The organism is Nocardia sp. NPDC004711 (assembly GCF_053601595.1).
Window position 1 is genome coordinate 71,990 of sequence record NZ_JBSGCB010000027.1, and the last position, 24,448, is coordinate 96,437.

Here is a 24,448-nt window from a genome sequence, read left to right on the forward strand (position 1 = left end):
CACGATGGCACCGGGCTCTCCACAGCCTGGACCAACCACTGTCATGGGCTCGTCGGAGCTGTTCACCCCAGCCTCGCCGTGGTGGTACCAGGTCATTTCATGGTGGCGAGGTTGTGCCAGAGGTGTCGCAGGCTGTCGGTGCCGCCGAAGAGCGTGGTGAAGTTGGTGGAGTCGATGAGCAGGATGTCGCCGGCGCGCGGGCGGGCGGGCGGCATCCAGATCAAAGTGTTGAATTCGGTGTTTCCGGCGGTGGTGAAGGGATGCGGTCGGTGGGGGTCGACGCGCTGGCGGGCCAGTACGCGGAGCGAGTCGCTTTCGGGTGCGGTGAGTTCGTAGTGCGGTAGATGTGGGTGGAAGTTGAATGTGGTGACCTGGTCGAGGAGCCGGGGTGTGTCCAGGTCGCGGAACGCGGTGACGGGGGCGATCTGATCGGTGCCTTCGACGACTGCCGGGCGCAGGCCCCAGATGTTGTGCACCGGCACGTCGAGCGCTTTCATCAGTGAGCGCGTGTATTGGCCGAATCGCTGCTGGCGGGGCACGAGCGGATCGCCGTGATGCTCGTATTCGATCTGTCGCTGCGCGTTGTCGTCGGTGAAGCCGACGTCGTGGTGCGGCGCCAGCAGCAGGCAGGTGCCATCCCGTTGCAACCACTCACGGATGGCGTCGATCTCCTCGGGCGCGGCCTGCTGTTCGGCGAGGACATGGTCGAGCCCGAACACCATCAGGGTGTCGGTGTCGGCCAGGATGCGTTCGTCGATGGGCAGGAAGTAGCCGGCCTGATCGATGCGCTGGAAGACCGCGACGGGATGGCCGGTGGCCTGCCCCGCCAGCTGTTGGAAATCCAGTGTCGAACGGTGGAACAGCTCGAGGGTGCCGGCGATACCCTGCAGGAAATGGTCCTTGTCGTAGTCGGGGGTCTCGTAGGCCGGCCAGGTGACGTTGCGTACCTCGGTCATCGTGGAGAAGCGATTGTAGATTTCGGCGGGGTCGCGTTGGGCTTCCCAGGGGTAGCTCCACGTCCAGTAGATGCTGACCCGCCGCCGCCCATCGGCCGTGCGCGGAATGTGGCTCTGGTTGTAGGTGCGTGCCGTCGGCAGGCTGCTCATGAGGTCACCTCTCGGTTTTCGAGCGTGGCCAGGTAGCGCAGGGCGCTGATCCCGGGCAGGAAGAAGTACGCCCCGCCTTTGAGAGTGGTGAAGGCGGGCAGGCCCGTGAACACCTCTCGGATCGGGCGCTTGGGGATGGTGAATTCCAGGGTGCCGTCCTGGGCGCCGCAAATGGGGTCGTGCTCATTGCCGAGTTCGTGGAATGCCTTGTCGTTGATCCAGACGTTCTGGGCGAACTCGAACTGGCGAACCAGGCTGGCGCAGATGATGAACGCGGCGATGCCCCGGTCCACGCCGTCGTCGGGCGCATCCTCGGGCAGCGCCGGTCCGTAGGTGGCGCCACGGCGAATCATCCTGCGCCGGTTCATGTTCGGCGCGGTGTCGCGCGGGTTGAGTCGGCGCGCATGCGAGCCCAGCGGCACCGCGTAACCGTGCGGGTCCATCTGTTTGTAGTTGAAGTCGTTGTTGCGCAAGGGATCTGCACCGAGCTGGGGATCGTCGTGGTCCGGTGACAGCACGAGCGGCGCGCCGCTGCGCCAACGGCCCATGATCTTGGCGGCGAGGAGCTCCTGCCCGTCCGGGGTGTCGGCGTGCTCACGCAGGAAGTTCCGGAATGCACCCACGTGTTCTTGCAGCCGCCGGTAGGCCATGTAGCTGCCGTTGCGGGACAAGACCTCCGGCTGCGGCAGCCCGTGGGGTGGCCCTTCCTCGTCGGGGTAGCCCAGGATGAATTCACCGGGTTGCAGGGACGCGCCCGAGCCCGGGGTCGGTTCTTCCCCGGATCCTTGCATCACCGGCTGGGACAAGCGGTCGCGAAACCCGAAGTGGTCGTGGGCGTAGTTGAACGGCGGTGTCGCGTTCAAATCCAGGAACGACAACACGCGTACACCCGGACAGCCGGCCACCAGCTTCTCGTGTTCGGCCGTGCAGCGCAGTCGTTCATCCTCGGTGCGGGCGAAAAGGATTGCGATGGCGTGCAGGTCGGCACCGGCCAGCCCGCCCACCCAGTTGTCGGGATGATTGGCGCCGGTGTCACCCAGGATGTCGGCCCGGGCGGCCATGCCCTCCCGGAATTCGTCGGGAAAGGTGGCAAGCGCTCGGTCTGGAACCCCGAGCGCCCGCAACCCATTCCAGGTGAAGGCCAGCGTGATCCAGCGCTGCGAACTGTCCATCGTGGCGCGCACGTCCGCGGCCGACTGCACCCGGTCCAGCAGCGGCGTCAACCAGGCTCGGCCCCCGGCGGGGTCGTCGAAGGACAGGAACTCATAGCGCCCGGTCACCGCTGGGGTGCGGGTCAGCAGGATGTGCTGAATATCCTCGAGCTCGAGCATGGCCCCGGGCTACTGCATCTGATCGAGCATGTCGGAGAACGCCGCCTTCGCCCGCAGCGCCTTCTTGATCTCGTCAGCGGTGGCGTAGGGGTACTCGCCGTACTCGAGGAAGCTCGGAAACTGGTGTTTGCGAACGAATTCCACGAATGACTCCGGATTTTCCTTCCAGTCCTCCGGGAATCCCTCGAGGTTCGTGAAAACGGTGTCGATACCGGTCTGCGAGAACAGCATCACCGCGTCTTCGGTGTACTTGTCGAAATCGGTATCGAAGATGCCCTGATACTGGAAGTACAGTCCGAAGCCGACGTCGAACAGCAGCCACCGCAGGTAGTGCAGCCGGAGCGGTGCCAATACGTCCGGGCTTGCGGCCACCGCGTCTTGGATCCGCTTGCCGTGGGCGCGGATGGCCTCTTCCCGGCCGGGTTTCACCTTGGCAATGATCGAGAATCCGTAACAGGCGGGGGTCCGTGGATAGATGGGACCGTATCTACCGCGCTGCAGTTCGAAGTAGCCCTCTTTGGGAATGGCCAGCGCTGCTGGTTTACTCCAGTCCTGATCGGCGGATGGCATGTTGTCCACACCTTTCGCAGTAAGCCACCTATTGAGACCGTGTCGTAACCTGCATTCGGCACCGAATATGGATGCCGTGAATCGGCTGAGGCCAGGGCCGGAAACTGTTGTCGTTTTGTTAGGCTGCCCGACTGCTCTACGCGGTAGCGATACCGCCGAATTCTCGGGGCAGGCAACCCATTCTGGCAGGATGACCCTATGCCGACTCCGTCGCAACAGAGCAAGCCTGCGCCACCTCTGGGTCAACTGTCAACGCCGCGAGCCGCCGCACTGGCCGGGGTGCTCTTCGCGATATTACTCGGTACAACGCTGGTCCTGATTCGCATCCAAATGCCCGACCATATCGAGGATTCGGCGCAATGGCTGCAGAGCCGGCGCGGCGCGCTCACCACGGCGACCGTGCTGATGCCATTCGCCGGAATCAGCTTCTTGTGGTTCATCGGCGTCGTCCGCGATGGGTTCGGACACCACGAAGACCGGTTCTTCCTGACGGTATTCCTGTGCAGCGGACTGCTCTTCGTCGCAATGATGTTCGTCGCGACCGCCGGTATTGCCGGTCTTGTGACGAGTAACAACAGCGTCACCGATCCGCCCGCCCGCACCGAGGTGATCAACTTCGCCAGGATGATGGTGATCTCGGCGAGCCAAACCTACGCACTGCGGATGGCCGCGGTGTTCATGATCTCGCTCGCGACGATTTGGGCGAAGACCAGGCTCATGCCCCGCTGGCTCGTCGTACTCAGCTATCTGGCCGCCCTGGTGCTGCTGATCGGCAGCGAGATGAGCCGCTGGCTGACCCTGGTGTTCCCGGTCTGGGTGCTCGTGGTCAGCTGCTTGCTCCTGGCCCGCGCCGGACTGATCGGCGAGCGCCGCGACGAGGGCGATCGGTCTCGGAGGCTTTCGTGAACGAGCCACCTTCGCCGCGTTCGCCTGATCTGGAGCTGCTCTACTTCGCGGTGGCGGACCGGCACCTGCAATACGAGAATCTGCTCTGGCAGGTGCCTGCGCTCAGTCTGACCGCCCAGGCCTTCCTGTTCAGTATTGCGATGGGAGCAGGCAACGACCCCGTCGCGCGGATCGCCTCCTCGCTTCTCGCGCTGATCGTTTCGATCATCTCGATCATGCTGATGGCAAGCCATCGCCTCGCCGGCCGCAAGGATGAGCTCTGGCTGGAGCGATTCGAACAAACTGAACTCGACGTGGGAACCTGGGGCGCACACGGCTCGGCATTCGCGAGGCAACAGGACATCGCCGACCTGGACGCGGGGCTGGTGGGCAAGCTGATCCCGATACGGCAGATGTTCAAGGTATGGGTCGTCGGACTCAGCTGCTTCGGCGTAGCCGCCGTGTTCATGATCGTGCGGACACTGACCAATCTCGGCGGTTGAGCAGTCTGAGCTGGTCGGCAGTGGTGACCTACGAATGAAGACTTCTGGCCCCTAGCGGATGCTGGCTGATCGCGGTTAGCCTGAAGATCGTCCTTTCTCAAAAACTGTGGAGAGGACGTTGCTTCGGTCGACACAGCTACCGGAGCCGCCAGGTCGACGTGGTAGTGACAGTGCCTGGCACCGGACCATTCCCACACAGGATCTGGTTCGGCAACTTCACCGTGTGGCTATCGCTCGTCATCAGGACCATGACAACTGGTCGGGGTCGAGAACGACGAAGTGCGTCATGAGCCGCTTCCGAGAGCGGCGAAGCGAGCGACAGCAGTCGTACCACTGTCTGCTTCAGCAGACTTCGCCGCTCAAGCACCAGCGCAGCGGCTCGGCGGCAATCACCGAGGTTGCCCGGCTGCACTGGACAAGTCACTCGACATCGAGGAACAGATATGTCCAGCAAAATGATCAAGTTCGTGGCCGCAATCGCTATTGCCCTGCCGTTGGGCGCTATCGCAGCTCCGGCAGCTTCGGCCGCAACGCCGAGTTCGACATCGACCGCGGTTACTCCCGCTGATGGATCAATTGCTATCTGCTTCCCCCTGGGCAGTGTGGTCTGGTGCATCTGAGACCACGGGCTGACGCCCCCGCATAGTCGGAAGGAGCTGCAAGGATCCTGTGGCATCCCCGGATTCCGACTTCCCCGGGCCGGGGATGTCCTCATACTCACCGGGTAGACATATCGAGCGCGTCCACGCTACATCGCGGGTAACCGGTCTCCCTGGACGAGCTCTATGTCCAGTTCGATACGCACTGTGGTGCCCACCGCGGCGATACCCGCCTGCACCATGACGTTGTAGTCGAGCGCGAAATCCTCCCGGTGCAAGAGGGTTTCGGCGTGGAAGGCCGCGCGGACGCCACCCCACGGGTCGGGGCCGTAGCCCCCGTAGGTGACCGTGAGTTCGGTGGGGCGGGTGCGGCCGTGCAGCGTCAGGGCGCCGGGCATCGACCAGCCGGTAGGGCCGGTGCGGTGTAATCCGGTGCCACGGAAGGTGATCAGCGGAAAGCGCTCGACATCGAGGAAGTCCGCCGACCGCAGGTGGTCGTCGCGCATGGCGATGCCGGTGTCGACGGTGGCGGCCTTGATTTCCGCGTATCCGGTGGTGCGCTCGAAGATCTCGGCAATATCGAGTCGGCCACCGACCTCGGCGAAGCGGGCCTTGATGCCGGCGATGCCGAGGTGGCGGGCGGTGACCAGGACGGTGGAGTGCGCCGGGTCGATGGTCCAGGGGCCCGGCGGCGGGGTGGTGACCGCGTCGGCGGAGCGTTCCAGGCGGATTTCGCCGAGAGTGCCCGCGCCGGTGGCCGAGACGCGGGCGATCAGCGCGACCGGCTGGTGGCCGGGCGCGGTGACAACCGCGGTGTGCGTGCCCGGGGGCAGCGGCGCGGTGGCCGCCGCCCCGGTCGCATCGGCGGCGGCCCGGGCGAGCTGGTGGCCGTCGAGGTCGGTGACGGTGAGTACCGCCTCGGCGACCGGCCAGCCCTCCGGACCGCGGATCTCGGCGGTCAGGCCGGTCACGGCAACTCCGCGGCCGGGTCGGAACTCGTTGCGTAGAGCTCGCTTTCGCCCTGTTCCGCCGGAACCCGTTCGGGCTCGGTGCTTTCCAGGTCGTAGCCGAGTTCGACGGAGTGCTCGACCTCGCCGCCGAGCACGGTCACCCGGCTGGTCACCGGCGGATAGCCGCGGGCGACGACGGTGTACGCGCCCGCGTCCAGATCGGTGAGCGTGTAGCGGCCGTCCGCGTCGGTGCGGGTGGTCCCAACCGGCGTGCCCGCCGCGTCCAGCACGGTGACCTCGGCGTTCGCCACCGCCCGGCCGTCGCCCCGGACCGTGCCGGTGAGCGCCGCCGTCGGGGTCAGTTCGATGTCGTAGCGCAGCAGGCCACCGGCGGGCACCACCAGTGCCGTGGCCGTCGGGCGCAGGCGTTCGGCCGCCGCTACCAGGGTGTACGTACCGGCTCCGACGCCGTGGCAGACATAACCACCGTCGTCACCGGAGATGGCCGCGCCGACCACCTCGCCGTGCAGATCGGTCACCGTAATGGTCACGCCCGCAAGCAGTTCGCCGCCCGCGGCGCGCACGGTGCCGGACAGCTCGCCCGAACCCTCCAGCGTGAGGTCCAGTTCCGGCGACCGCCCGTTGATCGACACGTTCACCGCGGTCGGCATGTGCCCGTTCGCCGAAGCGATGAGCACGTAGCTGCCGGTAGCGGGCGAGTCGATGCGATAGCGGCCGTCGTCACCGCCGGTGGCGCGCGAAACCTGATGCCCGCGTTGATCGATCAGGGTGAGCGCCGCGGCGGGGACGGGGCTGCCGTCCGTCCGCTGGATCCGGCCGCCGATCGACGAGCCGTCCGCCCCGCCGAGTGCGGCGGTCGCGATCCGCTGCGCCACCGGGTCGTCGGCCGCCGCGTGCTCACCGGCGAGCAGGGCATGACCGTTCGCGATGACGCTGTGCCCGTTGGCAATCGAGCTGTGCGCTGCCGCGGCCGCGGCCAGCACCGGCTCGGGCTGGGAGATCGCCTGCGCCGCACCCTCCCATACCTGGTCCTCGGCCCACTCGGCCTCGGCCTCTCGCGCCGTGACCGCCGGATCGGACTGTGCGGCCAGAAGATCGGTGGCCGGGGCCGGAGCGGCCGGAGCCTCCTGGAGCGGGATCTCCTTCATGAACAGCAGCACTATGCACGCCACCAGGGCCACGCCCGCCGCGGCCCAGAACACACCGTGCATCGAGTTGGTGAACCCGATCAGGATGGGGTCGCGCACCTGCGCCGGCAGCGCCGCGATGCCCGCGGTATTGGACTGCACGCTGGAGAGCTTGTCGGCCGAGAATCCGGGCGGCAGGTGTCCGCCGAACGCGTCGGTGATCTTGTGCGGCAACAGGTTGAACAGGATCGTCAGGAAGACCGCGACGCCCAGCGTGCCGCCGACCTGCCGGAAGAAGGTCGCCGCGGCGGTCGACACACCCATATCCGAACGCGGCCCGGCATTCTGCACCGCGATGATCAGCGTCTGCATGCAGCCGCCCAGGCCGAGACCGATGATGCCGCCGTAGACCAGCGGCTGCCACAGCGCGCTGTCGTACTGCACCGTCGCGTACAGCGCACCGCCGCAGGCGATGATGAACGTGCCCAGCACCGGCAGGATCTTGTACCGCCCGGTGCGCTTGGTGACCTGACCGGAGACCAGCGATCCGATCATGATGCCCGCCACCAGCGGCAGCATGAGCAGACCCGCCTTGGTGGGCGAGAAGCCGCGCACCACCTGCATGTACAGCGGGACCATGGAGATCGCGCCGAACATGGCGATACCGACGATGAAACCGCCCACGATGCACACCGTGAAGGTGGAATTCTTGAACAGCCGCAAGGGAATGAGCGCGGCGTCCGCCATCAGATGCTCGACGACGAGGAACAACACCAGGCCGACGAGCCCGATGGCGTAGCAGACCAGCGCCCGGCCCGAACCCCAGCCCCAGCCGCGGCCCTGTTCGGCGACGATGAGCAACGGCACCACGCAGATGGCCAGCGCCACCGCGCCGCCCCAGTCCACCCGCAGGTCACGCCGCTGGTGCGGCACGTTGAGCACGCGCGCCACCACACCGAGCGCGAGCACGCCGATCGGCACGTTCACCAGGAACACCCAGCGCCAGCCCTCGATCCCCCACAGGTGGTCGAAGCCGGAGAACCAGCCGCCCAGCACCGGCCCGAGCACGGTGGCGATACCGAAGGTCATCATGAAATAGCCCTGGTAGCGCGCTCTTTCGCGGGGCGGAACGATATCGCCGATGATCGTCATGGCCAGCGACATGAGCCCGCCCGCGCCCAGGCCCTGGAAGGCTCGGTACCCCGCCAGCTCGTACATGGAGGTGGCGAAGGTACAGGCCGCGGAGCCGATGACGAACAGCCCGATCGCGGTGAGGTAGAAGGACTTTCGCCCGTAGATGTCGGCCAGCTTGCCGTAGAGCGGGGTGCTGATGGTGGCCGTGATCAGGTAGGCGGTGGTGGCCCAGGCCTGCTGGTCGAACCCGTGCAGGCTGTTGGCGATCTTGACGATCGCCACGCTGACGATGTTCTGGTCCAGCGCGGCCAGGAACATGCCCAGCAGCAGGCCGGACAGGATGGTGAGGATCTGCCGATGCGACAGTTGGGGTGGAGCGCCTGCCGGTGCGCCTGCGTGCGCGTCGGTCGTCGCTGTTGTCATGTGTCGATGCCCTGTTTCGAATCGATTGTTGCGGTGGTCTTTTCGATGCCGTCCACGAGCCGCGCCAGCAGACCGGTCAACGCTGCCCGGTCGGCGGTGGACCAATCGGCCAGCATTTCGGCGATCCAGAGATTGCGCAGCCGCCGGTTCTCGGCGAAGACGCGCTCCCCGTCGGCGGTGGCCTTGAGCACGCACGCGCGTCCGTCGATCGGATCGGCGCCGCGCTCGACCAGCCCGTGGCGCACCAGGTTCCGGCTCTGCCGGCTGATGGTGGAGATCTCGGCGTGCAGCAGCTCGGCGAGTTTCCCGGTGCGTTGTGGCCCGTCGTGGACCAGGGTGAACAGCATGGCGTAGGCCAGCTGTTCGAGTCCTTCGGGACCGTGTTTGATCACCCGATGCTTGGCTCGGCCGACGGCACGGAGGAGCCGAACCAGTTGCGCCCCTAGCGCGTCGGCATCCCCCAGCGCCCCGGCGTCCGACAGGTCGGTGCTGGTATCGGGATCGTGGGTGGTGTGAGCCATTATCGGTTCCTTCTCACACTTACTTAGCACGTGCAACTACTTGCGTGTGCCAACTATACCCACGTTCGCCCGCTCGATTCCAGTCCCGGTTCGGCGGCGATCGCCGCGAACCGGAAGCGTGGCCGGGAAATTCGTACGGCAGGCTGTGCCGTCCCTGCGCAGCCTCACCACGCCGTGAGGTCAGCACCTGCGCGCCCAACTCGCACGGTCCGGTGGTCTCGATGCCGGGCACCGGTATCCGGCACTGCGGGAACCGCCAGTGCGGCGGGCGCGGTGGCTCCCGCGCCCCCGGTGGCGTGCTCAGTCGTGACCGGTCGCGCGGCGGTGCTGGATCGCCCACCAGACCTGTAGTGCGGTGCCCGCGCCGCGCAGATCGGTCGCGGCGAGTTCCTCGAAACGCGACAGGCGATAGCGAACGGTGTTGGGGTGCACGATGAGTCGCTCGGCGGTGGCGTCGACCCGCATGCCGGTGTCGAGGAAGCACTCGGCGGTGTCGATCAGGGTGCGGGCGGCCTCGCCGGGGCCGAGCGGGTCGAGGTAGCGGCGCACGAGTTCGGCGCCCAGCTCGGTGTCGGCGGCGATGGCGGGCAGCAGCCCGACGCGATCGAGGTCCAGCGGTCCGGTGAGGTCGAACAGCTGGGCGGTGGCGAGGACCCGGGTGGCCAGGCGGAAGGAGCGGTCCAGGTCCGCGATGCGCGTGGCGGGGCCGTAGGCGATCAGGCGGGATCCCTCGAGCCTGCTGGAGTTTTCCACAAAGCCCGCGAGATCGCCGTCCACCGTGGTGGCGAACCCACGCGCAGTCGAAATACCTTGCAGGGCAGGCACTGTCGGTCCCTCATCCGGGCGGGACCGGTACGCGCGGTACTCGCCGTCGACGTCGAGGCCGAGCTGCTGGGCGCGAATCTGCAGCTCCGCGGGGCCGATCGTGCCCAGCAGCAGGGCCCGGGTGACCTCGGCGCGGAACTGCTCGTCATGGCGGGCCAGCGCGATCTCGACCTCGCGATGGGCGGAACTGAAGGCGATGGAGGCCTGGTCGACGAGGTCGAGGAGGTCGGTGATGGACTCCAGCAGCACGCGGTCGGGAACCTTGCCGGCATGGGCGGCCGCGGTCAGCTCGGCCAGGATCTCGCGCACCGCGATACGCCAGCCGCTCTGCACGTCCGCCAGTGAAATGCCCTGGCGGGCACGGGTTTCACCGAAATCCCGCAGGGCGTCGAGATCGTCGGCCAGCAGCGGGCGGGAGTCGAGCAGGGCCCGGGCCAGCCGCTGCAGGATGGCCTCGGTGCTGCGTACGACGGTCGTCGCGGACAGGCGGGCGTAGACCGGCATCTCGGCGCGGGCGCGGGCGACCACGCGCTGGGACGCCTCGGAGACCCGGTCCAGGACCCCGGTGATCATCCGTTGTTTCGCGCTCACCCGACTCGAACTCATGGTGTCCCGACCCTACGACCGGTGTCTTGGAGAAATCAACAATCCGGCGACCTGGAATTGAACCCCATCTCCATGGCGCACGTCACAGTGCCCGCGAATACTCGTGACACCGACCACAGTTGTTCGACGAAGGGTTACCCGATGTACCTGACCCAGGGGCTGCACCGCGCCGCTCAGCAGCGGCCCGACGGCATCATGACCATCTGCGGCGAGCGGACCCGCACCAATCGGGAGGTGCTGGATCGCGTGTCCCGGCTGGCCGGGGCGCTGCGCGGGCTGGGGGTCGGGCCGGGGGACCGGGTGGCCATGCTGTCGCTGAACTCGGACCGGTACCACGAGTACCTGCTCGCGGTGCCCTGGGCGGACGCGGTGCTCAATCCGGTCAATATCCGCTGGAGCGCCGCCGAAATCGCCTACAGCCTCGCCGATTCCGACAGCCGCGTCCTCCTGGTGGACGACGCCTTCGCGGCCCTGGTGCCCGCATTGCGGGAGCGGTACGACGGACTGGCCACGGTGATCCACTGCGGTGACGGCGCGACGCCCGAGGGCATGGAGTCCTACGAGACGCTGATCGCCGCGGCCGAGCCCATCGCCGACGCCCGCCGCGGCGGTGACGCGCTGGCCGGAATCTTCTACACCGGCGGCACCACCGGATTCCCCAAGGGCGTCATGCTCAGCCACGCGAATCTGATGACCTCCGCGCTCGGCGGCGTCGCCACCGGCTACCTGATGTCCCAGGACACGGTGTTCCTGCACGCCGCGCCCATGTTCCACCTGGCGGATCTGGCCGGTTGGCTGGGTGTGCTCATCGTCGGCGGCACCCATGTGACGGTTCCGGCCTTCGACCCCGTGGCGGTGCTGAGTTCCGTTCGGCAGCACCGGGTCACCTCGAGCGTGCTGGTGCCGGTGATGATCCAGCTGCTGGCCGATCACCCACAGGCGGCCGAATTCGACCTGTCCAGCGTCGAGCACCTCATGTACGGCGCCTCCCCGATCTCGGAGGCGGTGCTGGAGCGGGCCATGCGGCTGTTCCCGCGCGCCGGATTCACCCAGGCCTACGGCCAGACCGAGGCCTCGCCCATCATCACCCTGCTCGGCCCCGGCGAGCACCGGGCCGGCCGATTGCGTTCGGCGGGAAAGGCGGTGCCGCACAGCGAAATCCGCATTGTCGACGGTGACGGGCAGGACGTGCCGTCGGGTGCGGTCGGCGAGGTGGTGACCCGCGGCGGCCACGTCATGCTCGGCTACTGGAACAAGCCCGACGAGACCGCCGCCGCGCTCCGCGCGGGCTGGCTGCACACCGGCGACGGCGGCTACCTCGACGCCGAGGGCTTCCTCCACATCGTCGACCGGTTGAAGGACATGATCGTGTCCGGCGGTGAGAACGTCTACTCCGCCGAGGTGGAGAACGCCGTCGCCGCGCACCCCGCCGTGGCCGCGGTCGCCGTCATCGGCGTCCCCGACGAGGAATGGGGTGAACGAGTCCACGCGGTCATCGTCTGCAAGCCCGGCCATTCGGTGACCCCGGCCGAGATCCGCGATCACACGCGGCAGCTGATCGCCGGCTACAAGGCCCCGCGCAGCGTCGAGATCGTCGACGCCATGCCGGTGTCGGGAGCCGGAAAGATCCTGAAACGCGACCTGCGCGAACGGTATTGGGGAGAGCACGCGCGCCTGGTCAACTGACCCTGGTGGGTCGGCGATGCATCGCAGGCCGCGGGACGTTCGGCGGCGGTGAAGAACTGGCAGATCCAGCTCGGAACGATCTGCCAGGCACTGTCTTCGGGAACGAGCGGAATCTCGAATGGCAACGCGGCCCGCAGGGTGTCGCTCGGTTCCTGGTCGAGCTCCGCGGCCGCGGGGACCGGCGGCTCAACGGCTTCGGGATCGGCGGCCGTCACCAGTCCCGTGCCCAGGTAGAGGGCAGTGCATCGTTGCCGGCCGACCGTCACACTTCGGGCCGGGACACCTGGCGTGTCCCGGCCCGAAGTGTGCTGCGGAGCAGGAAGAACTACTGGCCGGTCTGGCAGACGCCGTTCAGGATCGCCGCGTTGTTGCCGACCAGCGCGACGTCGCCCTTGGCCAGCGCGTCGGCGTAGTTGTCGATCGCCCACCGCTCCTGGCCGCTGGCGTCGATGGCGTGCAGGCGGTCGGCGACCTCCTGCTTCTGCTGCGGGCTCGGGCCGAGCGAACCGTAGCTGCCGAGGATGTCGTTGGCGGCCTGGCAGGCCGGGGTGAGGGCATTGGCGGTGCCGGCGGGCAGTACCAGCAGGGCGCCCACGGCGCTGGCGGCCAGCAGGGCGGAAGGCAGGATCTTGCGCATTCATTCACTCCCAAGAGATCGTGTGCGGTTGGCGCCTCCGAGTGTGCCCGATGCCCGCCGAAAATCGATCATCGACATCTGCTCGACGACCCACCATCGGGGCTGATTAGGGAGAAATCCCCCAATGGCGTGCAGTTCCCGGGCATCGGATGGGCGGCTCGTCTTCGCCGTGAATCCACGATGCGCACCGTCGGCCGCTCCCCGCCTGGCGCGGGCTCAGCGTGTCGCCGAAGCGCACCGGGGCGGATCGTCTCGAGGCGGCGGGTGCGGCACGGTCCCTCAGTGTTCCCCGGCGGACCGTCCGCCCCGTCCGTTCGCGTCTGCTGCTGCCGATCCCGCTCGGCGATCCGTGCGAACAGCCGCACCACGACCTCCTCGAGCCGCAGGCCGAGCGATTCGGCCCGCAGCGCGGCCATCTCCAACGCGAACTCCCGGTCGGCGGGTGACGGGTCGCTCAGGATCTCGTCCAGCGCCATCCCGTCGATGGCCTGCTCCCGGGTCAGATCCCACCCCGGTAGCCAGCTCAACACCCACGTACCACCGCCGGAACCGAACACCAGATGCGCGGTCTCGGGCGTCACATCGCTGGTAATCGCGCGACCGGATATGCGGAGCGCCATAGCCTTTCACCCTCTCGATCCCCTCGAAATCTACGGGTGCAGCCTTGAAGATCGCTATCGAATTGCTCGCCCCGCATTACAACCGAAGGTGTCCTCCGGCCTGCGGTAGCGTGCGTTCCCCTGGATCAAGATTACTTGCCGGGGGCCGATGCGTAAAAGGCGCAATGATGTGAGGCGGGTACGGGGCACAGCGTCTGCATATGTTGCCGAGTCCACCAGGTCACGACGGGCGGAACAACCCGCCGTGACGGTGTGGAGCAGGGTCTACGCCGGTCAGCGGAGGCCGGCGAAGAGGTCGGTTTCCGGGGTGGGTGCGGCGACGCGGTTGAAGTGGCGGACGAAGGATTCGGTGCCGAAGATCGAGTGCTGTAGTTCGGCGGGCATCTGCAGGAACGGCACGCTGTCGCTCTGACTGGCGTGAGCCTCGAGCGCCTTGATCTTGCGCCGGGTATGGGCGGCCACGTCCACGACGGTGGTGATCTGATCCATGGGCGTACCGAAGTTGTCCGGCGGCTCGAAGTCGATCAGGCCTCTCAGCCGCAGGTCCGCGAACATTTCGCGAGAGGATTCGCGCGGAAGCGCCGTGTAGTACAGCTTGTCCGGGATATCGGTTGCCGCTGCCGCCGCCACTGCGACACGGTTGGCCTGGATGTGGTCAGGGTGGCCATAGTTGCCGTTTTCGTCATAGGTGACGACCACCTGGGGACGGTAGTGCCGCATGAGGTCCGCGAGTCGTGCGGCCGCCTGCTCGACCGGAATATTCCAGAAGGCCTCGGGGTCGTGGTTGGCGTCCCAGCCGTCCATCCCCGAATCGCGGTAGCCGAGCAGCTCGACGTGCTGGATGTCCAGCAGCGCAGCCGACTCCTGAAGTTCGGAAAGTCGCTGCGCCCGTACGGCATTCGGATCGTGGCCCGGAAGGCCCGGCTTGATCCCGCCCGGCGCATCGCCCTGCTCGCCATTGGTGCAGGTCACCAGGACCGTCCGGATTCCTTCGGCGGCATACTGCGCGAAAACCCCACCGGTGCTGAGGACTTCGTCATCCGGATGGGCGTGTACGGCCATGATCGTCAGTTGGTCGGTCATGAGTCCCCATCCAGGTGCGCTCGGCGATTCGGTGCATTCACTCTACGAAGCAACACCGCGACTCGGAGCGGTGATTCCCGTGCCTCGCGTCATTCGCGTCTGTCCGCCGCCGAGTCGAATCGGCCGATCTTGCATGAGGTACGTTCGAAAGGGGCACGCGACAGGAGGATTCAACGGTGACTGCTGTGCACGGGATGTCGGTCGACATTCGGACACCGGACGGTGTCGCGGACGCGTACGTCGTCCATCCCGACGATGGCGCGACTCATCCGGGTGTGCTGGTGATCCAGGACGGGTTCGGGCTGCGGCCGAGCCTGCGGGCGCTGGCCGATCGTATTGCCGCCCACGGCTACACCGTCCTGCTGCCCAACGCCTTCTACCGGCACGGGCGCGCACCGATGATCGAGCTGCCGGACTTCATCGACCCGTCGGAGCGGCCGGAGATCTTCCAGCAGGTCTTCCCGATGATCCGTGAGCTGACACTGGAGCGAATGCGTTCCGACGCGGGCGCCTACCTCGACTGGCTGGCAGCCTCACCGCAGGTCGCCCCGGGCAAGGTCGGTCTCACCGGCTACTGCATGGGTGCCCGGCTGGCGGTGATCATCGCCGCCATGTTCCCGGACCGGGTCGCGGCGGTGGCCGGATTCCACGGCGGCCCGCTCGTCACCGACAGTCCGGAAAGTCCGCACCTGACCGTCGGAAACATCACGGGGGAGCTGTATTTCGCCCACGCCGGCGAGGACCACCACATGACTCCGGAGCACATTGCCCAGTTCGACAAGGCACTCGATGCCGCCGGTATCCGCCACCGCACCGAAGTCTACGAAGGCGCGCAGCACGGCTACACCCAGGCCGACACCTCCGCCTACGACGCCGAGGCCGACGAACGCCACTACCGCGAACTACTGAACCTGTTCGACCGCAACCTGCGCTGAGCACGTCCGTCCCCAGCGATTCTGACAGGCGCACAAGCGCTTCCGGGCCGTTCCGGCTCCATGGAAGTGGTGGACTGCGGCGGCGATCGAGGATATCGGCAGGATGCCGGGTCTCCGACGGCCCGGCCGCGCGGACGGGCGGCGCCGGAGTGCCGGCGCCGCCCGGTGCGGACTAACCCACCAACTCGGGGACGCGCAGGTGTGCGAGCGCGAGTTCGAACTCACCGACGTCGGTCACCTCGACGCCGGCCTGCTGGGTCGTGGATGCCCGGAGATCGGCGGCCTCCATGCTGTTGCGAGCCATGGCCTCGGCGCTGTCGAACGAGGCACTCGAGACAGTGGTCCCGGTTGCCCGATTGACCATGAGACTGGCACTGCAGAAGCCTTCCAGCCCTTCCATGCCCGGCAGGGCAGCAGATCGGTAGACGTTGATGGCCGAGTCGAGCCGATCCGGGGTGGTCCGGGTCCAGATCGCACGGACGCAGGCACCCTCCTGTGCGAGGTGGTCCCGATGCAGAACGGCGATATCCCATTCCTCGACCAGCGGTCCGCCACCGCCGAACATTTCGGCCGCGCGATCGCGAATCGGGCGAACTCGACCCTGACTGTCACGCATCGCGTCTTCCGTTTCCCAGGCGGTCGTGGCGATGCACCGGCCGGAGCGTCGGTCGACCATGAGCGACAGGCCCACCCAACCGGGCATGTCCGCCAATTCGGACATCACTTCATCGCGCATGTAGGCAATCCCGGCATCAATAGAGGACAGCTGCGCCTGAATCGTGCTAGAGCGTGCGAACACGTTCGATCCACCTCCTCTGAGCGGGGGCAGCGCCTCGGTGACGCCACCGACGCCCCTCAGCCTGCCCCGGCAAGATCGCTGTGGCAATAGCCTGTCGGCAAACGCCCGGCAGCCATGGGTGAACAGCGGAAACGGATCACTCGGCGCCGCCCCGGAGTATCTGAGCGGATATCTCGAGCTCCGGTGCATGTGGGCCGACGGTGGCGTGGCCGCAGTACCGCTGATATGGCGAATGCCGCTTGGAGGCCTGGAAAACGGCAGAGAGCGAACGGTTCTCGTGCAAACCGGCATGGTGCACTCCGGGCCGCACCGCGGCCGGCTGGTGACGCAGTTCTTGCTGCGCCTGAATTCCGCGGCCGTTATCCGGTGGCTTCCTGTTCTCGGCGGACTGCGGCTTCGTAGGCGGCGGTGAGTTCCGACAGGACGCCGTCGGTTGGGGGCGGTGCGCCGTGTAGGTGGATTGCACAGAGTTCGGCCATGAATCGCTCCCATAGGGCGGGGCCGCCGGCGGCGAGGAGTTCGGCTCGCACGGTCAGCTCCGGGGTCGTATCGAGCCAGCGTGCGCCCCATGCGCCGAGTTGAGCCATGACCGGCACGAGCTGGATCGCCGCTTCGGTGAGGTGGTATTCCACCTTCTGCCGGTGGCTCGGATCGTCGTCGCGGGTGAGCAGGCCCGCGTCGACGAGTTTCGACAGGCGCGCCGCGAGGATGTTCGAGGCGATGCCCTCGATGGATCCGGAGAGTAGTTCGCGGAAGTGGGTGGCGCCGCTGAACATGATGTCGCGCAGGACGATCAGACTCCACCGGTCTCCGAGCAGCTCGACCGTCATATTGATCGGGCAGCCGGACTTGCCCGGGGGCGTCGTCAGCTTGTCATGAGCAACTGGTTGCACCATAAGATCAGTCTAGGTACAGTCCGAACTGATTGCAGATTGCAACCAGAAGGGATTGTCGATGGCGCAGATGGTTCGGGTTCACAATTTCAATCTCTCCAGCGATGGGTACGGCGCCGGTGAGGGGCAAAGTCTCTCGCACCCGTTCGGCGACGCCGACGCGACCGCGCTGTTCTCCTGGTCCGGCGCCACCGCCCACGCGCCCACCCGGACCGAGCCCGGCGGCAGCTACGGCCTCGACGACTACTGCACCCGGGAGTGGCACCGCAATATCGGCGCAGAAATCATGGGTCGCAACAAATTCGGCCCCCAACGAGGCCCGTGGGAGAACTACGAGTGGGAAGGCTGGTGGGGAGAGGAACCGCCCTTCCGCACACCGGTATTCGTCCTCACCCACCATGTACGGCCGTCGATCACCCGGGGCGCCACCACCTTCCACTTCCTGAACACATCGCCGAAGGACGCCCTGGAACAGGCTCTCGAGGCCGCCGAAGGTAAGGACGTCCGCATCGGCGGCGGCGTGGCCACGGTCCGCCAATTCCTCGACGCCGACCTCATCGACACCCTCCATTTCGCCGTCGCGCCAGTCGAATTCGGCCACGGCGAAAGACTGTGGACCAGCCCCGACGAACTCACCGACCGCTTCCACCTGGAGCAGATCCCGAGCCCGAGCGGCGTGACGCACCACTTCTTCTGGCGCCGATAGCTCGGATCAGCTGACGGTGCCGCCCGGACGTGCAGGGCGGCACCGAGTCCCATGCGGTCTCGCCGGCAGTGGTGACGTTGCAGGACACTGACGTGATGGCTAATCGCTGGGTCGGGGTGACCATCGACTGCGTCGACGTCGAACGGGTGGCAGATTTTTGGAGTGCGTTGCTGGATCGGCCGCGAGGGCCCTCCGAACCTGGCTGGGTCTATCTCGGGGATCCCGGAGATCAGCAGCCCCGCCTTGTCTTTCAGCCGGTCGCCGAGCCCAAGCGCGGCAAGGTGCGCGTGCATCTTGATGTCGCAGTGGACGATATCGATCAGGGGATCGCCCAGGTTGTCGCGCTCGGTGGAAAGTGGACCGGGGAGCGACACGACTATGACGAGGGTGTGGTCGTCGTAATGGGTGACCCCGAGGAGCACGAATTCTGTCTGGTTCAGTACCGCTCGTAGTTCGGGGTTGCCCCGCCGACCGCGATTGAACGGATCATCCCACCGATGACGGATTCGATGACCAATTCAATGCCCTACTGCGAGATGCCAAGTCCCTGTTAGAGTTCGCCGCGCCGTCTTTGTTTCGGGCGCGGCGGGGATTCGACAAGAGGAATGGGTTGGGGATGAAGCGTGTGTTCGGGGTGGGGTCGGCCGGAGCGGCGGCGTTCGCGATGGCAGTGGGTGTAGCGGGTGCGGCTCCCGGCGATGTGAGCAACGGCGACCCGAATGTGCTTGCACAGCAACAGGTCCGGCACGTATCGGTAGGCGTGGATATCCCATCCGACATGTGGGTCTTCTCGCCCCCGGCCGCCGGACTCGCCTGCTACTGGGGTTACGTCCCGTACCCCGGCTATGACGCCCAGGGCAAGCCCTATTCGCCGTGGACGGACACACTTCACGTGGTCGGCCCCGCCGGCTGGACCGAACACCTCGACCCCGGTTCGGTGATCGAAACCAACTGCTACATGCACCGATCCGGAGTGTGATCCACCCTCGAAACGCCGGCGAATCAGGTTGCCTGTTTCGTATCTGCCGACTGGGCGGGTCGCCGCGACGTGCCGCGCAGGCGCCTGTTGGCCGTGCGCAGGAGCTGGCATGATGCGCCTTACCTTGGCGTTCAGGGGCAGTTGGTGGCCAATGGCGCACCACGCAGCGCGGAATCGATCAACTGCTGCAATGCACCGTCGATCGGCTCTTGGCCGTGGGAGACCGTACGGCCGGGGCAGAACGATTGGATACTGACATTGGTCGCGCCCGGCAGCGGGCTCTTCTCCGCCCCAGCGCTGTCGGAGGAGAAATGGTAGGCGATCAGGCCCGACGGCACCGCGGGATCCGCATTGAGCCGAGTCAGGAATGCTGAACCCGGCACCAGATCTTGGCAACCCGGGGACACCCCGGAGCACAGGGTTCCGAGGTCGTCACCTTGTTCGGGTGTGCCGTAGTCGATGTAGGTTCCGACCGAATCGATTCCGCCGAGGAATTTCACATAGGCCCGCTGTGCTAGACCGCCCATGGAGTGACCGACCAGATCCACCCGTCGCGCCCCGGTCTGTCGACGGATGTCGGCGACCTTGTCGGCGACGGCCTGCGCTGACTCCGAGATCGGCGCTGTCCCCGTAGGATTCCCGGCCAGCACCATCGAAAAGGCAGAGTATCCGCGTGCATCGAGCCAATCCTGGAGGCTCTCCAACCGCGCCTGATCCGCATAGATGCCGCCGATCACCAGGACCGGGTCCCGGTCACCGCCTTCCGCTGCCGCGGTCCCGACGTGCCCTGTGACCAATCCTGTTGCCGCGCACAGCAGGACAAGGCCTGTGCGTGCGATCTGCCTGAGGGAGTACATCGGCCCGCTTTCGTTGAAGATCTGACTGCCGTTCTACCACCGCAGTTATCAGCGTGCCGAGTCCGTGCAGTCGATCCGAATTTCTCGAGTGCCTTGCGGTGGTTCGTGACGGCTTGGTTTCCGAGCCTGGGCATCGTCCTGCCGGCCCAACCGGTCGCCGATATCCTGTGCACGCCATTGCCTCGGTCGACATTCGGCCTTACAGGCTCATGGCCAGAGCGACGATGACGAAACCGCCGCCCACCGCGAGGACGTCTTCAGCCAACGCCACCGGAAGGTCGCGGCCGCCGGTCCGCTCGACCAGCAGTCGCCGCGCATGGAACCCGCCCAGTGTCCCGATTACCGCGCCGACCACGCCGCACACCATCCCGGTGAAGGTGTGGTGCCACCCGGCACCAACTACGGCACCGGCGAAGGCGCCGGTGACGATCCGGGACAGGAACTGCGGCGGTACCGTCCGGGGCGGGGTCGAAGGCAGTTGATCAGTGATCAGCTCGACCACCAGCAGGATGGTCAGCACGGTCACGGCGACTGGGTGCGCGATCCAGCCGGCCCATGTGTCCGCCACCGGCAACCAGCCGAGCGCGGCACCCCAGGCCACCACCGCGGGTGCGGTGAGCGCCCGGAGGCCCGCAACTACACCGATAAGCAGGGCTGACAGCAATACCAGCGCGTGTGTCACGTAGCCCTCTTCTCGTGCAAGTTACCGGGTGAAGGAGTATCCGCGGCGTTGCCCCGGCAGTGGACGTAGCCATCGAGTTCGATGATCATGACGCGCTCGTCGTGCTGGTTGGAGAGTTCCCCCCGGACACGGACTTTCGCTCGCCCGCCCCGCGCCGGTGCGACGTCGGCGATCGTGACCCGGCCCGTAAGGGTGTCTCCGGGGTGGACCGGTTTCGGCAGCGTCATGCCCCTGACGTCGCGTCCGGCGACGACGGCCCATCGCGAGTAGACGCCGGCCACGGCGAGCCGTTGGAACACGCACAGAGTGTGCAGGCCGCTGGCGATCACACCGCCGAAGTGTTCGCCATCGCCGACATGGATCGCCAGCGGATCCCATTGCTGCGCGAACGCGCGGATGGCCTCCTCGGTCAGGTTGTATCGGCCGAGTTCCTGTGTGACACCGACTATCTCGGTGAGGTCCTCGGCGTAGAGGCGCGCGCCGGTGGACTGGTTTCCGTTCATGGGACATCTCCTTGGCGTGGCTCAGGTGAGAAGACACGGTGGACGGCGGTGACGTCGACGGCGAGGATCACTTGGTTGGCGGATCGCTGATGCCGCCAACCAGATGGTCCTCGCCGGCCTATGCGTCAGGCGTCGTCGTCACCGGGTGTACAGATCGCGGGCGATGATCATCTTCTGGATCTGCGGTGTGCCGTCACCGATCTGGTAGCCCGACACGTCGCGCAGCATGGCCTGCAACGGCATTTCCTCGGACCAGCCGATGTGGCCGTGCAGGACGACGCAGTCGTTGACGGCGGCCATCGCGACCTGCGGAGCCCACCACTTGAGCATCGCCGCCTGGGCGGTGTGCGGCTCGCCCGCCATGCGCAAGCCGAGGGTCTGATAGGCCAGCGCCCGGACCGCGGTGATGTAGGTGCTGTGCTCGGCCAGCGGGAACTGCACACCCTGGTTCACCGCCAGCGGCTGCCCGAAGGTGGTGCGCTGCTGGGTGTATTCCACTGTCATGTCGACGGCGCGCTGCGCGGTGCCGATCACCATGAGCCCGATCAGAGTTCTGGTGAGGTCGAATTCGCGCATGATCCCGTGGAAGCCGGTGCCCGGTTCCATCATCACGGCGGAGTCGGGCACGAAGGTGCCGTCGAAGGTGAGCGCGCCGCGGCCGATGGGCTTGCAGCCCGGGTCGTGGAACGCCTGTCGCGCGATGGTCGGATCGTCGAGCGGCACCACGAAGGCGCCGATTCCCTTGGCGCGCTTGCCCGGATCGGTCTGCGCGATGACGGCGGCGACATCGGCGTGCGGGGCCTGGGTGATGGAGGACTTCTCGCCGTACAGTTTCCAGCCGCCCTCGACCCGCTCGGCGCGGCAGGTCAACGCGGAGGCGTCGGAGCCGGTGCCGGGTTCGGTGAGTGCGGTGCAGCCGATGGCTTCGCCGGAGATCAGTTTGGGCAGCCACTCCTCGCGCACCGCCGCCGGGGCGTGTGCGGCGAAGAAGCTGGTCTGCACATTGACGAAGAAGTACGCCAGCGCCATGGTCGAGCAGGCGTAGCCGATTTCTTCGGCGCCGATCCCGAGGGCGAGCAGGTCCGCGCCCTGTCCGCCGTATTCCTCCGGCACGGCCAATGCGGTGAGACCCGCGGCGGCCAGCTCCCGCAGCTCCGCGCGCGGGTATTCCGTGCTCGCGGCCCGTTGCAGCTGGCCGGGAGTGAACTTCTCGCGGGCGAACTTGCGGACGTTGTCGCGGAAGACGAGGTGATCCTCGTCGAGGATGAATGCGTTCATGGTGGTCCGATCTGGTTGCAGGAGTAGCTGATTCAGTGGCCGACGAGGCTGCCGTTCTCGGCGGCGGCCACCACCGAGGCGGGCGGGGAGAATCGAGGGCCGTAGGCGGCGGCGAGTTCGCGGGCCCGGGCGGCGAATCCGGCGGGGCCGCCCTGGTAGGTGTTGATGAACGACAGCGCACCGCCGGTTCCGGCCGGGAATCCGCCCATGACCGAACCGACATTGGCCGTGCTCGCGGATTCGACGATGCCCTCCTCGAGGCAGGCGACCACCTCCAACGCCACCCGGAACAGGTAGCGGTCGCGCAGATCCTGGAACGGGATGTCCCGGGCGGGTCCGAACGCCTCGCGCAAGCCCGGCCACAGCCCGAGACGCTTGCCGTTCGCGTAGTCGTAGAAGCCCGCTCCGGCAGCGCGGCCCAGGCGCCCGAATTCGTCGACCATGCGGATCACGACGCCCTCGCCCGCGGTGCGGCTGTCCGTGCTACCCGTCGCGGCTTCCCGGTCGGCGATGATCTGCCGGGACAGCGACAGGCTCACCTGGTCGAGCACCAGCAGCGGCTGGGTCATCATGCCGTTCTGCAGCGCCGCCTGTTCGATGGAGGTGGCGGGCACGCCATCGGCCACCATCTCGCACGCCTCGAACGTGGCCGCCATGAACAAGCGCGTCAGGTAGAAGCCGCGACCGTCGTTGACCACGATCGGCGTCTTGTTGATCAGCCGGACCGCGTCGATGGCGCGCGACACCGTTTCCCGGTCGGTCAGAGCACCTTTGACCACCTCGACCATCGGCATCCTGTCCACCGGCGAGGAGAAGTGCATGCCGATGAACGCCTCCGGCCGGGTGACTCCCTCGGCGAGTCCGGTGATCGGAATCTGCGAGGTGTTCGACGCCAGCAGCGCACCGCCGTCGAGGACCGGCTCGACCTGGCCGTAGGTCTTCTTCTTCAGTTCGGGGTCCTCGAACACGGCCTCGATCATCAGATCCGCACCGGCGAGGTCGGCGTCGTCGGCCGTCGGGGTGATGCGGGCGAGCAGATCGTCGGCGCGCTGCTGGGTCCACCGGCCCTTGGCGACCGCGGCCTCGACCAGGGTGCGAGAATACGTCTTGCCGTGTTCGGCCGCCTCCAGCGAGATGTCCTTGAGGGCTACGGCCACACCGGCTTTGGCGTATTCGTAGGCGATACCCGCGCCCATCATGCCCGCGCCGAGCACCGCCACCTTGGTCGGACGGAAAGGCGCCGTCCCCGCGGGGCGATCAGTGTTCCGGTTCACCTGCTGCAGGTCGAAGAATGCCTGAATCCCGTTGGCGGTCAGCGGATTCATCGCCAGGTTGACCAGGTACCGGGTCTCGATCGTGGACGCTGCGGTGAAGTCGACGAGGCTGCCCTCGACCGCGGCGGCGATCAGGTTGCGCGGGGCCGGCAGATCGGCTCCCTTGAGCTGCTTGCGCACGGTGGCCGCCAGCGCCAACACCTGCTGCGACAGCTCGGCCTCGGTGGCGCGCCCGCCCGGGAGGGTGTAGCCCTTGCGGTCCCACGGCTGCACGGGAGCCGGGTTGGCGGCGATCCACGCCCGCGCGGCGGGCAGCAATTCGGCATCGGTGCCGACCACCTCGTCGACCAGCCCGGCCGCGAGCGCCTTGCGCGGGCTGAACTTGGTGCCCTTCAGCAGCACGTTCATCAACGCGCCCGCCAGGCCGAACATGCGCACGGTGCGCACCACGCCGCCCGCGCCGGGAATCACGCCGAGGGTCACCTCGGGCAAGCCGATCTGAATTCCTGAACGGTCCACAGCAATTCGGTGGTGTGTTGCCAACGCGAGTTCGAGGCCACCGCCGAGCGCGGTGCCGTTGATTGCGGTCACGACCGGCTTGCCCAGGCGCTCCAGCCGGCGCAGCAGCGCCTTCGCCCCGTCGAAGAAGGCGGCGATCTGTACCGCGTCCGCGCTCTGGAACAGTGGCCCGACCTCCTTGAGATCCGCTCCGGCGCTGAAGATTTCCTTGCCGGAGGTGATCACGACGCCCGCGTAGGTCTCCCGTTCGGCCTCCAGGCGGTCCACGGTGACGGCCAGCGACTGCCGGAAGGCGGCATTCCACGTGTTGGCGGTCTGGGAGGGATCGTCCACGGTCAGCACCACGATGCCGTCCGCACCGAGTTCCCAGCCGATGATGTTCTCGCTCATTGTCTT

Annotated in this window: 25 protein-coding genes; 8 read left to right on the plus strand and 17 right to left on the minus strand. The window is 67.0% G+C overall.

What is annotated here, in order from left to right:
• Window positions 1–92 precede the first annotated feature (92 nt).
• Genes ACWEKS_RS26790 through ACWEKS_RS26800 form a run of 3 tightly spaced genes read right to left on the minus strand, consistent with a single transcriptional unit; the run spans window position 93 to window position 3,007 of the window.
• The gene (locus tag ACWEKS_RS26790) at window positions 93–1,106 is read right to left on the minus strand and encodes a hypothetical protein (protein WP_452342615.1); all 1,014 of its coding nucleotides are present in this window, start codon (window positions 1,104–1,106) and stop codon (window positions 93–95) included.
• The gene (locus ACWEKS_RS26795) at window positions 1,103–2,437 is read right to left on the minus strand and encodes a Dyp-type peroxidase (protein ID WP_452342616.1); all 1,335 of its coding nucleotides are present in this window, start codon (window positions 2,435–2,437) and stop codon (window positions 1,103–1,105) included. The genes ACWEKS_RS26790 and ACWEKS_RS26795 overlap by 4 nt, the downstream gene beginning before the upstream one ends.
• A 9-nt stretch (window positions 2,438–2,446) precedes the next feature.
• Window positions 2,447–3,007 carry a hypothetical protein gene (locus tag ACWEKS_RS26800; RefSeq protein ID WP_452342617.1) on the minus strand — a complete coding sequence of 187 codons (561 nt, stop codon included), beginning with the start codon at window positions 3,005–3,007 and terminating at the stop codon, window positions 2,447–2,449.
• A gap of 198 nt (window positions 3,008–3,205) precedes the next feature.
• Between ACWEKS_RS26800 and ACWEKS_RS26805 the strand changes: the two genes are divergently transcribed.
• The 3 genes from ACWEKS_RS26805 to ACWEKS_RS26815 all read left to right on the plus strand — a co-directional run bounded on the left by ACWEKS_RS26805 (window position 3,206) and on the right by ACWEKS_RS26815 (window position 4,963).
• Window positions 3,206–3,913 carry a hypothetical protein gene (locus ACWEKS_RS26805; protein WP_452342618.1) on the plus strand — a complete coding sequence of 236 codons (708 nt, stop codon included), beginning with the start codon at window positions 3,206–3,208 and terminating at the stop codon, window positions 3,911–3,913.
• Window positions 3,910–4,395, plus strand: coding sequence for a hypothetical protein (locus tag ACWEKS_RS26810; RefSeq protein WP_452342619.1), 486 nt, complete (start codon window positions 3,910–3,912; stop codon window positions 4,393–4,395). Before ACWEKS_RS26805 ends, ACWEKS_RS26810 begins: the two co-directional genes overlap by 4 nt.
• A gap of 286 nt (window positions 4,396–4,681) precedes the next feature.
• A complete protein-coding gene (locus ACWEKS_RS26815) occupies window positions 4,682–4,963 on the plus strand; it encodes a hypothetical protein (RefSeq protein WP_452342620.1) in 282 nt (93 codons plus the stop codon).
• A gap of 180 nt (window positions 4,964–5,143) precedes the next feature.
• On the opposite strand, the gene ACWEKS_RS26820 is transcribed toward ACWEKS_RS26815, so the two are convergent.
• The 4 genes from ACWEKS_RS26820 to ACWEKS_RS26835 all read right to left on the minus strand — a co-directional run bounded on the left by ACWEKS_RS26820 (window position 5,144) and on the right by ACWEKS_RS26835 (window position 10,601).
• Entirely contained in the window at window positions 5,144–5,965 is an 822-nt protein-coding gene (locus tag ACWEKS_RS26820) for a YceI family protein (RefSeq protein ID WP_452342621.1), read from the minus strand.
• The gene (locus ACWEKS_RS26825) at window positions 5,962–8,649 is read right to left on the minus strand and encodes an MFS transporter (RefSeq protein ID WP_452342622.1); all 2,688 of its coding nucleotides are present in this window, start codon (window positions 8,647–8,649) and stop codon (window positions 5,962–5,964) included. Before ACWEKS_RS26825 ends, ACWEKS_RS26820 begins: the two co-directional genes overlap by 4 nt.
• The gene (locus tag ACWEKS_RS26830) at window positions 8,646–9,170 is read right to left on the minus strand and encodes a MarR family winged helix-turn-helix transcriptional regulator (protein WP_452342623.1); all 525 of its coding nucleotides are present in this window, start codon (window positions 9,168–9,170) and stop codon (window positions 8,646–8,648) included. Before ACWEKS_RS26830 ends, ACWEKS_RS26825 begins: the two co-directional genes overlap by 4 nt.
• Window positions 9,171–9,470: 300 nt before the next feature.
• Window positions 9,471–10,601, minus strand: a complete 1,131-nt coding sequence (locus ACWEKS_RS26835; protein ID WP_452342624.1) for a PucR family transcriptional regulator — start codon at window positions 10,599–10,601, stop codon at window positions 9,471–9,473.
• Between the two features lie 141 nt (window positions 10,602–10,742).
• On the opposite strand from ACWEKS_RS26835, the gene ACWEKS_RS26840 reads away from it, so the two are divergent.
• A complete protein-coding gene (locus ACWEKS_RS26840) occupies window positions 10,743–12,287 on the plus strand; it encodes an acyl-CoA synthetase (RefSeq protein WP_452342664.1) in 1,545 nt (514 codons plus the stop codon).
• Between the two features lie 325 nt (window positions 12,288–12,612).
• On the opposite strand, the gene ACWEKS_RS26845 is transcribed toward ACWEKS_RS26840, so the two are convergent.
• The 3 genes from ACWEKS_RS26845 to ACWEKS_RS26855 all read right to left on the minus strand — a co-directional run bounded on the left by ACWEKS_RS26845 (window position 12,613) and on the right by ACWEKS_RS26855 (window position 14,627).
• Complete coding sequence (locus ACWEKS_RS26845) at window positions 12,613–12,924, minus strand: hypothetical protein (protein ID WP_452342625.1); 312 nt, start codon at window positions 12,922–12,924, stop codon at window positions 12,613–12,615.
• A gap of 68 nt (window positions 12,925–12,992) precedes the next feature.
• On the minus strand, window positions 12,993–13,544 hold the full coding sequence (locus tag ACWEKS_RS26850) for a hypothetical protein (protein ID WP_452342626.1): 552 nt from the start codon (window positions 13,542–13,544) through the stop codon (window positions 12,993–12,995).
• 273 nt (window positions 13,545–13,817) lie between these two features.
• Window positions 13,818–14,627, minus strand: coding sequence for a PIG-L family deacetylase (locus ACWEKS_RS26855; protein WP_452342627.1), 810 nt, complete (start codon window positions 14,625–14,627; stop codon window positions 13,818–13,820).
• Window positions 14,628–14,803: 176 nt separating this feature from the next.
• On the opposite strand from ACWEKS_RS26855, the gene ACWEKS_RS26860 reads away from it, so the two are divergent.
• Window positions 14,804–15,562, plus strand: coding sequence for a dienelactone hydrolase family protein (locus ACWEKS_RS26860; RefSeq protein ID WP_452342628.1), 759 nt, complete (start codon window positions 14,804–14,806; stop codon window positions 15,560–15,562).
• 172 nt (window positions 15,563–15,734) lie between these two features.
• Here ACWEKS_RS26860 and ACWEKS_RS26865 read toward each other — a convergent pair whose 3' ends face one another.
• Window positions 15,735–16,361, minus strand: a complete 627-nt coding sequence (locus ACWEKS_RS26865; protein WP_379385916.1) for a hypothetical protein — start codon at window positions 16,359–16,361, stop codon at window positions 15,735–15,737.
• Between the two features lie 359 nt (window positions 16,362–16,720).
• A complete protein-coding gene (locus ACWEKS_RS26870) occupies window positions 16,721–17,257 on the minus strand; it encodes a winged helix-turn-helix transcriptional regulator (protein ID WP_452342629.1) in 537 nt (178 codons plus the stop codon).
• Between the two features lie 58 nt (window positions 17,258–17,315).
• Here ACWEKS_RS26870 and ACWEKS_RS26875 point away from each other — a divergent pair, with 58 nt between their 5' ends.
• From ACWEKS_RS26875 to ACWEKS_RS26885, 3 genes are all read left to right on the plus strand, one after another.
• Window positions 17,316–17,960, plus strand: coding sequence for a dihydrofolate reductase family protein (locus ACWEKS_RS26875; protein ID WP_452342630.1), 645 nt, complete (start codon window positions 17,316–17,318; stop codon window positions 17,958–17,960).
• 29 nt (window positions 17,961–17,989) lie between these two features.
• Window positions 17,990–18,412, plus strand: a complete 423-nt coding sequence (locus tag ACWEKS_RS26880) for a VOC family protein (protein WP_452342631.1) — start codon at window positions 17,990–17,992, stop codon at window positions 18,410–18,412.
• Between the two features lie 164 nt (window positions 18,413–18,576).
• Complete coding sequence (locus ACWEKS_RS26885; RefSeq protein WP_452342632.1) at window positions 18,577–18,939, plus strand: hypothetical protein; 363 nt, start codon at window positions 18,577–18,579, stop codon at window positions 18,937–18,939.
• Window positions 18,940–19,070: 131 nt separating this feature from the next.
• Here the strand turns inward: ACWEKS_RS26885 and ACWEKS_RS26890 are convergent, their stop codons facing one another.
• The 5 genes from ACWEKS_RS26890 to ACWEKS_RS26910 all read right to left on the minus strand — a co-directional run bounded on the left by ACWEKS_RS26890 (window position 19,071) and on the right by ACWEKS_RS26910 (window position 24,442).
• Window positions 19,071–19,736 carry an esterase/lipase family protein gene (locus ACWEKS_RS26890; protein ID WP_452342633.1) on the minus strand — a complete coding sequence of 222 codons (666 nt, stop codon included), beginning with the start codon at window positions 19,734–19,736 and terminating at the stop codon, window positions 19,071–19,073.
• Window positions 19,737–19,995: 259 nt separating this feature from the next.
• Window positions 19,996–20,478: a DUF4126 family protein gene (locus tag ACWEKS_RS26895; protein ID WP_452342634.1), complete on the minus strand. Its 483-nt coding sequence runs from the start codon at window positions 20,476–20,478 to the stop codon at window positions 19,996–19,998.
• Window positions 20,475–20,981 (minus strand): MaoC/PaaZ C-terminal domain-containing protein, encoded by a 507-nt coding sequence (locus ACWEKS_RS26900; RefSeq protein WP_452342635.1) that lies wholly within the window; start codon window positions 20,979–20,981, stop codon window positions 20,475–20,477. Before ACWEKS_RS26900 ends, ACWEKS_RS26895 begins: the two co-directional genes overlap by 4 nt.
• 138 nt (window positions 20,982–21,119) lie before the next feature.
• Window positions 21,120–22,259, minus strand: coding sequence for an acyl-CoA dehydrogenase family protein (locus ACWEKS_RS26905; protein WP_452342636.1), 1,140 nt, complete (start codon window positions 22,257–22,259; stop codon window positions 21,120–21,122).
• Window positions 22,260–22,291: 32 nt separating this feature from the next.
• The gene (locus ACWEKS_RS26910) at window positions 22,292–24,442 is read right to left on the minus strand and encodes a 3-hydroxyacyl-CoA dehydrogenase NAD-binding domain-containing protein (protein WP_452342637.1); all 2,151 of its coding nucleotides are present in this window, start codon (window positions 24,440–24,442) and stop codon (window positions 22,292–22,294) included.
• Between the last annotated feature and the right edge of the window lie 6 nt (window positions 24,443–24,448).

Excerpts from the sequence above, each read along its gene's own strand:
- ACWEKS_RS26790 (WP_452342615.1), bottom strand. The coding sequence starts at position 1,106 with ATGAGCAGCCTGCCGACGGCACGCACCTACAACCAGAGCCACATTCCG.
- ACWEKS_RS26795 (WP_452342616.1), bottom strand. The coding sequence starts at position 2,437 with ATGCTCGAGCTCGAGGATATTCAGCACATCCTGCTGACCCGCACCCCA.
- ACWEKS_RS26800 (WP_452342617.1), bottom strand. The coding sequence starts at position 3,007 with ATGCCATCCGCCGATCAGGACTGGAGTAAACCAGCAGCGCTGGCCATT.
- ACWEKS_RS26805 (WP_452342618.1), top strand. The coding sequence starts at position 3,206 with ATGCCGACTCCGTCGCAACAGAGCAAGCCTGCGCCACCTCTGGGTCAA.
- ACWEKS_RS26815 (WP_452342620.1), top strand. The coding sequence starts at position 4,682 with ATGAGCCGCTTCCGAGAGCGGCGAAGCGAGCGACAGCAGTCGTACCAC.
- ACWEKS_RS26825 (WP_452342622.1), bottom strand. The coding sequence starts at position 8,649 with ATGACAACAGCGACGACCGACGCGCACGCAGGCGCACCGGCAGGCGCT.
- ACWEKS_RS26830 (WP_452342623.1), bottom strand. The coding sequence starts at position 9,170 with ATGGCTCACACCACCCACGATCCCGATACCAGCACCGACCTGTCGGAC.
- ACWEKS_RS26835 (WP_452342624.1), bottom strand. The coding sequence starts at position 10,601 with ATGAGTTCGAGTCGGGTGAGCGCGAAACAACGGATGATCACCGGGGTC.
- ACWEKS_RS26840 (WP_452342664.1), top strand. The coding sequence starts at position 10,743 with ATGTACCTGACCCAGGGGCTGCACCGCGCCGCTCAGCAGCGGCCCGAC.
- ACWEKS_RS26845 (WP_452342625.1), bottom strand. The coding sequence starts at position 12,924 with ATGCGCAAGATCCTGCCTTCCGCCCTGCTGGCCGCCAGCGCCGTGGGC.
- ACWEKS_RS26850 (WP_452342626.1), bottom strand. The coding sequence starts at position 13,544 with ATGGCGCTCCGCATATCCGGTCGCGCGATTACCAGCGATGTGACGCCC.
- ACWEKS_RS26855 (WP_452342627.1), bottom strand. The coding sequence starts at position 14,627 with ATGACCGACCAACTGACGATCATGGCCGTACACGCCCATCCGGATGAC.
- ACWEKS_RS26870 (WP_452342629.1), bottom strand. The coding sequence starts at position 17,257 with ATGGTGCAACCAGTTGCTCATGACAAGCTGACGACGCCCCCGGGCAAG.
- ACWEKS_RS26875 (WP_452342630.1), top strand. The coding sequence starts at position 17,316 with ATGGCGCAGATGGTTCGGGTTCACAATTTCAATCTCTCCAGCGATGGG.
- ACWEKS_RS26885 (WP_452342632.1), top strand. The coding sequence starts at position 18,577 with ATGAAGCGTGTGTTCGGGGTGGGGTCGGCCGGAGCGGCGGCGTTCGCG.
- ACWEKS_RS26900 (WP_452342635.1), bottom strand. The coding sequence starts at position 20,981 with ATGAACGGAAACCAGTCCACCGGCGCGCGCCTCTACGCCGAGGACCTC.
- ACWEKS_RS26905 (WP_452342636.1), bottom strand. The coding sequence starts at position 22,259 with ATGAACGCATTCATCCTCGACGAGGATCACCTCGTCTTCCGCGACAAC.
- ACWEKS_RS26910 (WP_452342637.1), bottom strand. The coding sequence starts at position 24,442 with ATGAGCGAGAACATCATCGGCTGGGAACTCGGTGCGGACGGCATCGTG.